Source organism: Methyloglobulus morosus KoM1, assembly GCF_000496735.2.
GTDB classification, from domain to species: domain Bacteria; phylum Pseudomonadota; class Gammaproteobacteria; order Methylococcales; family Methylomonadaceae; genus Methyloglobulus; species Methyloglobulus morosus.
Genome location: NZ_AYLO01000122.1, coordinates 1 through 7,087, shown reverse-complemented (window position 1 = coordinate 7,087; position 7,087 = coordinate 1). Strand labels below are relative to the sequence as shown.

General features: G+C 45.3%; 7 protein-coding genes. 2 read left to right on the top strand and 5 right to left on the bottom strand.

The annotated features are described in order from the left end of the window. On the top strand, nucleotides 1-363 hold a 363-nt coding region (locus tag MGMO_RS15480; protein WP_235557308.1), incomplete at its 5' end, for a helix-turn-helix domain-containing protein. 265 nt (nucleotides 364-628) lie between these two features. Here MGMO_RS15480 and katG read toward each other — a convergent pair. From katG to MGMO_RS15455, 5 genes are all read right to left on the bottom strand, one after another. Next, on the bottom strand, nucleotides 629-2,872 hold the full coding sequence (katG, locus tag MGMO_RS15475; RefSeq protein ID WP_023496003.1) for a catalase/peroxidase HPI: 2,244 nt from the start codon (nucleotides 2,870-2,872) through the stop codon (nucleotides 629-631). 452 nt (nucleotides 2,873-3,324) lie between these two features. Continuing rightward, nucleotides 3,325-3,606 (bottom strand): type II toxin-antitoxin system ParD family antitoxin, encoded by a 282-nt coding sequence (locus tag MGMO_RS15470; RefSeq protein ID WP_036308365.1) that lies wholly within the window; start codon nucleotides 3,604-3,606, stop codon nucleotides 3,325-3,327. A gap of 298 nt (nucleotides 3,607-3,904) precedes the next feature. Next, a complete protein-coding gene (locus tag MGMO_RS15465; RefSeq protein ID WP_023496002.1) occupies nucleotides 3,905-4,357 on the bottom strand; it encodes a cyclic nucleotide-binding domain-containing protein in 453 nt (150 codons plus the stop codon). 980 nt (nucleotides 4,358-5,337) lie between these two features. After that, on the bottom strand, nucleotides 5,338-5,751 hold the full coding sequence (locus tag MGMO_RS15460) for a hypothetical protein (protein ID WP_023496001.1): 414 nt from the start codon (nucleotides 5,749-5,751) through the stop codon (nucleotides 5,338-5,340). Nucleotides 5,752-5,956: 205 nt separating this feature from the next. Next, nucleotides 5,957-6,316: a hypothetical protein gene (locus MGMO_RS15455; RefSeq protein ID WP_023496000.1), complete on the bottom strand. Its 360-nt coding sequence runs from the start codon at nucleotides 6,314-6,316 to the stop codon at nucleotides 5,957-5,959. Between the two features lie 338 nt (nucleotides 6,317-6,654). Between MGMO_RS15455 and MGMO_RS15450 the strand changes: the two genes are divergently transcribed. Beyond that, nucleotides 6,655-7,087 (top strand): hypothetical protein (locus tag MGMO_RS15450; protein ID WP_152976382.1); only part of this gene is annotated, 433 nt, incomplete at its 3' end.

Here is a 7,087-nt window from a genome sequence, read left to right as displayed (position 1 = left end):
TCAAGCGACAGCAAAACGAGATATCGAGATTGCCAGGAAGCGTTATACAGAATTAATGAGGGATACCCAATGAATAAAACAGAAATTGAAACAGACACTTTTAACACGGTATGGGATGCAATTGCAGATACCCCAGAACAAGCCGCTAATCTTCAGGCTCGTGCTGAATTGATGCGACAAATCGCCGAGATCATCAAAGCCAACGATTGGAAACAGGCGGATGCTGCAACTTATTGTGGTGTCACTCAGCCACGCATCAACGACCTTTTGCGCGGCCGCGTATCGCGTTTTTCCCTTGATGCTTTGGTAAACATTGCAACTTCGTTAGGACGACGCGTACACATGAAATTAGATGCCGCCTAACAAACCATGTTGGCATTGATCATCATTGTTTCTCAATACCAGCCGTTAGTCTTTCTCATTTTTAGAGATGGAAAGAATAGTACAAACCGATCCAATGCTGTCCTTCACTTTATTCCTGCGAATTTATTCAAAGCGGTCATTCGCATTTCAATCTGTGCCATAGTCGAGCACTTTTATCGCTTAATTTATACCCCAAAACCAAACAAAAAGCCCTGTAACCATTTCAGTTACAGGGCTTTTTAGGGAGAACTATCCTTTCAGCAGCTTAGTTAAGCTCGAATCGGTCGAGCATCATGACCTTGTTCCAGGCATTCACAAAGTCAGTCACAAACTTCTGTTTTCCATCTTGAGATGCATATACTTCCGCGATAGCCCGAAGTTCAGAGTGCGATCCGAAAACCAGGTCGACCGGGGTAGCCGTCCATTTAACCTCACCCGTCTTCCGGTCAAGGCCTTCATAAATCCCTTCAGACTTGGCTGACTTCTGCCACTTGGTGGACATGTCAAGCAAATTAACGAAGAAATCATTAGTTAGCGTTCCAGGGTTACTGGTAAAAACACCCTGCTTGGTTTCACCTACGTTTGCGTTTAAAACTCGCATGCCACCGACCAGAACGGTCATTTCAGGGACGGTCAGCGTTAGCATGTTGGCTTTATCAACCAGCATCCCCGTTGGTGGCAGCAAATTACCTTCGCCGTAATAATTGCGGAATGCATCTGCTTTAGGCTCAAGAAAGGAAAACGAATTCACGTCGGTTTGCTCTTGGGATGCATCCATACGCCCGGGTGTAAAAGGAACTTTCAATGGATAACCTGCTGTTTTAGCGGCTTGCTCAACAGCGGCAACGCCACCTAAAACAATCAGGTCTGCCAGTGAGACTTTTTTCCCTTTCGATTGTGCCTTGTTAAAGTCGCTTTGAATGCTCTCTAACTGTGTTAAAACTTTCGCAAGTTCATCCGGATTGTTGACCGGCCAGTCTTTTTCGGGAGCTAGACGGACACGAGCGCCATTTGCGCCACCGCGCAAATCAGTACCTCGAAAGGAAGCTGCTGAGGCCCAGGCAGTCCGAACAAGTTCCGGTATGGTCAAACCCGATTTTAGAATTTTATTTTTAAGGCCTTCAACACCCTTAGCATCGATCAGCTTGTGGTTTACTGGAGGGATGGGGTCTTGCCAAATGAGCTCTTCTTTAGGAATCTCCGTTCCAAGATACCGTGTCCGAGGGCCCAAATCCCGATGTGTTAGTTTGAACCATGCCTTGGCAAAGGCCAGCTCAAATTCTTTGGGATTATCCAGAAAGCGTTTGGCAATTTTTTCATAACTCGGATCGGCTTTTAGTGCGAGGTCCGTTGTCAGCATGATTGGCGCATGGCGCTTGTCTTTATCGTGCGCATCAGGCACCAAATTCGCGGCCGCCCCATCCTTAGGAATCCACTGTGTAGCGCCTGCCGGACTCTTGGTTTTAACATAATCGTAAGTAAACAAGTTAGTTAAGTATTGATGGGTCCATTGCGCCGGGTTCATTGTCCAAGCGCCTTCCAAGCCACTCGTTATCGTGTCAACGCCATTACCTTTACCGCACTGGTTTTTCCAGCCAAAGCCCTGTTCCTCAATCCCCGCAGCGGCTGGCGCCGGTCCTATACACTTTGAAGGATCCCCATTACCATGGGTTTTACCAAAAGTATGTCCCCCTGCGATCAGGGCAAGCGTCTCTTCGTCATTCATCGCCATTCGGGCAAACGTTTCTCTAATATCTTTCGCAGCGGCAAGTGGATCAGAATTGCCGTTAGGCCCCTCTGGATTGACGTAAATAAGCCCCATCTGCACCGCTGCCAGTGGGTTGTCCAGTTTTCGGTCGCCCTTATAGCGCTCATCGGCGAGCCATTTTTTCTCAGGCCCCCAATAGACTAAATCTGCTTCCCAATCATCTGTCCGCCCACCGGCAAAACCGAATGTTTTGAAGCCCATCGACTCTAAGGCAACATTACCAGTCAGCACCATCAAGTCGGCCCATGAGATCTTATTTCCGTATTTACTCTTGATCGGCCAAAGCAAACGCCGCGCTTTATCAAGGTTAGCGTTATCAGGCCAACTGTTTAGGGGTTCAAACCGCTGCTGACCGCCGCCAGCACCGCCGCGCCCGTCAGCCACACGGTAAGTACCCGCACTGTGCCAAGCCATCCGGATAAAAAAAGGTCCATAGTGGCCGTAATCTGCAGGCCACCAGTCTTGAGATGTTTTCATCAACTTTTCGATGTCGGCTTTCACCGCTTTGAGATCGAGTTGCTTGAACTCTTTTGCGTAGTTGAACTTGTTGTCCATTGGGCTGGACTCTGCCGAATGTTGTCGGAGTGGCGCTAAATCGAGCCTTTCAGGCCACCAAAATTGGTTCGACATTGTCTGCAGATCCGCAGCGATTTTTGATGGCGCAGGATTTTCTTCGGAATTGCAAACCTGGGAAAAGGCTAAAACCACAAGCACGAAATACGGTAATTTTATATTTAACATGAATATTCTCCTGTTCTATATGGTGATGCAGCCGATTTTCAGGCTTGGCAAGTACTTTAAACTAAGCATGTCAAAACATATAATCGATTGTTTTTATCGTAGCAATAGGTTTTATTAATTTACCAATCCATTTACGGAGTGCTGCCCAAAATAACTTGCGGTATCAAACAGACCGTTCGGAACAGTATGAAGCAGAAAGCGCCAATAACGGGTTAGACAGTCATCAGGATTTTTATTTATTTTCATAGAGTTGATCAATATTTTGTCTAGACAAATAATCCATATCCCAGTGGTTTGTGTAATTTTCCTTTAGCTGTCTTTTGCTAAACAGTAGACTTCGAGTCTTTCGATGTAAGAAATTGCAACCTGTAAACTTGCCTTTGAAGCAATCCATTCATAAATGCCAAAAAGATCAAGACGGGCTTCCGGAGTAAAGATGACCCGCCGGGATTTCACGGATTTTCCGCCAACTTTGCAGCATGGTGCTTTCTTAAGTCGTCAAAAACTTGTTTGGCGTCAATACCACGGCTGGGATCGGCTTTGATAGCGTCATAGGCGGGTACAATTTCATCTCGTAACCACCTTTCTATAACGGCATCACGCTCTTGAAGTGCCCTCAAACCAGCGCGGACGACTTCACTTCCCGAAGCGTAAGCGCCGGAAGACACTTTTTCGTCGATAAAAGCGGCATGTTCAGGGAGCAGGCAAAAAGTTCGTTTTTCTGCGCTGGCTATAGTGATCTCCGGTTAATAAATATTGGTATGATTTAATCATACTAAAGGAGTTCATTTTTCACTAACGTATCTATATCTGATCAAGAAAGCTATTCAACAAGTCTTTATCAAGGCATCCCGATTCCGGACACTCAAAAAAAGAGTTTTTTCAAAATCATGAAATGCCGGAGTCGACCCACTGCGGCCGTTGGGGATAGTTTGAAATTGTTTCCGAAGGCAGGCGTTCACCGATAGTGGAAAGTCATGCTTAGGAACGCGACTACAGCCTTGCGAACTAAAGCCCATATTTATCACATCCCTACAGGCCTGTCTTGAAACTGCCGTAAGTGCTGTCAAATCTTTCCGCCAACACTGGCAAAAATGCGAATTTCACATCAAGATAATTCAACAACCAAACATTAAAATCTTTTTTTCGGATATTGGCAAAGAGGGTGCTTTGTAAGGTGATGACGGTAGCGGTCCTTAGTTCATCGGTAAGCAAGGCAATTTCACCAAAACATGCTCTGGGCTCCTCTATTTGGACTGTGACTTCGTTACTGTATTCTGTATCGCATCTTCGCACACGCATGTTGCCATAGAAAATGACCGAGAGGGAGTCCGTATTGGCTGCTGGTTCCAATACCGCCCTCCTGACATACCTTATTGTTTTGACTTTACCTATGAGGTCGGCCAAACCTTTCTCAGGTATGTTTGAAAAATAAGGGATATTTTTCCCCTTAAAGTCTGGGAGTTCATGCGCTGTGCTTGTCACTTTTGGGGGATCCTTAACCCTTCCATAAACTGCCCGGAGGTCATCTCAGGTTCGATTGTCTTCATGTTTTGTTGGGCTTGCCCAAATACTTGTTGGGTGGGTGGCATCAAGGGACGCGCACTTATAGGCAGTTAAAATGTGACGTGGCACGCCATGGACTGTTAGATAAACGTATTGATTTCCCATTTTGGGCCTGTATTTTATAAACCTAATTTAATGTAGCCCATTTAAATTCTTCGATGGAGAAATATCACCCCAACAAAGCCCTCAAATTAAGCCTTACCTAACAACGTGCAGCTTTTGGCCAAGCATCTCCGGAGTTACCAAAACTACGCCCCCAGAACTGACGTGGCATTTTTCCCCATCTTCTGCCTTGCTTTCGCCAATCACGGTATCAACAATTTTATTTTTACATTATCTACAATACTCTCATTGATAAGGATCAAATAGTCGTCAAATAATTATTCTTTGGAGAACTTTCGTCACCCACTAATCTAAGGCAATATAACATCGGGGCAGATAGCCGGATACAGCCTGTGTTGAACTTGAAATTAAACCATGACCTTTATGCTTACCTTTGCAAGTTACCCCGCAGCCTGACAGGCACATAAGCCAAAAGTAGGCTCATTATTGGACACAGGAAAGATAAATATTTAGCCCTTGTCAGTTGGCTGTCATCGATGCGGCAAAGCTTAAAAACTTTCTTGGAGAACATCCCGACATTGGATTTCTAGTGTTATTTCATTGGATGAAAACAATTGTGCCCCGTCTCAGGCAAAGCAACAAACGTTTCTCAAGCCTGTTCAGTTGGGGGATCAAAGCGCATCAAATCGACACTTTGATTTCCTGGACAACACGATACGCATTATCATTCGACGCATAAGTCTTTTGTGGGAAAGACAAAAGGCGGTAAACGTTTGTGGATTATATTTGTTTGTCGGATAATGCGATCCGACGTGGACAATGGTTATTGTAGAGATTTAGAATTTCTTTCCACCCTTCAGCGCCTGATCTTTATCTAGCCCAGTCGCCACAATTTTGATCCTGTTTTGGAGTTCCAAAGGCAACAGCTTCAAGAAGTCTTCTGGATTGTTTTGTGCCTTCTCGAGTATTGCTAGCATTTTTGTGGTATCACCACCCGCTTGTTGTACCAGGATAGGCAATATATCGGCAGAGATGCCATACAACTCCTGTTTTATACTGGCATCGCCACCCAAAGCATCCAATACTTTTCGGTCAGCAGCTTTACCGGCATCGGTCGTCGCGGAACTGCAATTTTGTTTCCTAAGACAATCCTGCGTTTCCTGCAACGCTATACTTGTATCATCTGCATGAGCCTGTTGAAAAGACATGGCCAATGCGAGCAAAGGGGCAATAAAAATGGCTTTGAACATTGCTTCTCCCGTATGTAAATGAACATGTAATCATTTAAAGGCATGCTAAAAGGGGCGTTAAGATTAGCCGATCACCTTGTCCAATCCTGTTTGAGGTGGCCATTTGATCCTGTGGTTGGGTCAAATGCAGGGGTCTCAAAACCTTTCCATTTAAATGCGGTTGATATTTTATTGTCTTATGTGCCGACAATCTGTGACCCTGTTCTTAAATCTCCAAGTCCATTGCTGACATAACGCTTTCTGCCGGCCATTGTGGGCTAGAAATAGCCATAAATGTACTTGGCGTATTCACTTGGCGAATTTTATGGTCATTGCCGTAGTGACACCCCATACCCAATTGACAAACAGCACAAACAATGGGGTGAATATCTAATTCAAGCCCAGCCGTTCCATTGCCCGCGTGTGGGAAAACCACAAACAGCTGCACGACAGTCGGAATTAAACTTAGGATCATACCTTTACGGACTAATTTCGAATCGAGCAGGGGGACAATAAACAACACCCCCCAAATGCAGCAGGCTTTCGGCCATGTTAACTTATTTCGTAAACGGTACTCCAGCACCATTGGATTTGGAGGGAATGGACGATTGTGGAGCCATCTTTATGGGCAAACCTTTTTCTGTTTGCACTTCATGCAACAATGCTTAGGAAATGACAGGTTTTTTTAAGATGCCGCAAACAACATCCCTCTTTTGGCACTTTTTTGGCTGTATTCCAAGTTTCTTGCCAGCTAATAACACACTTCCGCATTTTATGGGTGTGTTCTATTCCAGCCGAGGTTAGTGAAATAGCTCACAGGCAGACGGCCAGAAAAAGGTCAAACTAATCACTTAACACAATGCTTCACGGTTATTTGTACAAATAACTTGGCATTGTTTTTTTTAATCTTGAGTGGAGTTTCTTGTGAATAGGCTTAAACATTTCTTTACTACTATCATGGTTTCTGGCTTAGTCTTAAGCGCATCGATCAATGACGTGAATGCCCAAGTGAACACTTGGTCCATTGTGGGCGCGGGCTGTGTGCCCACGGGCCAAACAAGCGCAGGGGCATTAAATTTTAATTCGGCAGGCGATGTGTCATTTGCGACTGGAAAGATAGGTGAAATTATCGTGACTTGCCCAGTCCCTGATTTCATTGATTCTGCGGTAGGCATGACTGTCGTTTATCGGGATTCGGATGGTGCAGGTACGTCGGTCAATGTACAGGCCAATTTACGAAAAAAAGACCTGCTTACCGGGCAGGCCTCCAATGCAGGGGCGTTGTTCAACTCCGACAGTGGCCCGGTTTCTGGGACGGCAGGTTATGCTGTCGCGGGTGTGCTTCTAGGTAATCCTT

Coding starts and splice junctions, on each gene's coding strand:
- katG (WP_023496003.1), bottom strand. CDS start 2,872: ATGTTAAATATAAAATTACCGTATTTCGTGCTTGTGGTTTTAGCCTTT.
- MGMO_RS15460 (WP_023496001.1), bottom strand. CDS start 5,751: ATGTTCAAAGCCATTTTTATTGCCCCTTTGCTCGCATTGGCCATGTCT.
- MGMO_RS15455 (WP_023496000.1), bottom strand. CDS start 6,316: ATGGTGCTGGAGTACCGTTTACGAAATAAGTTAACATGGCCGAAAGCC.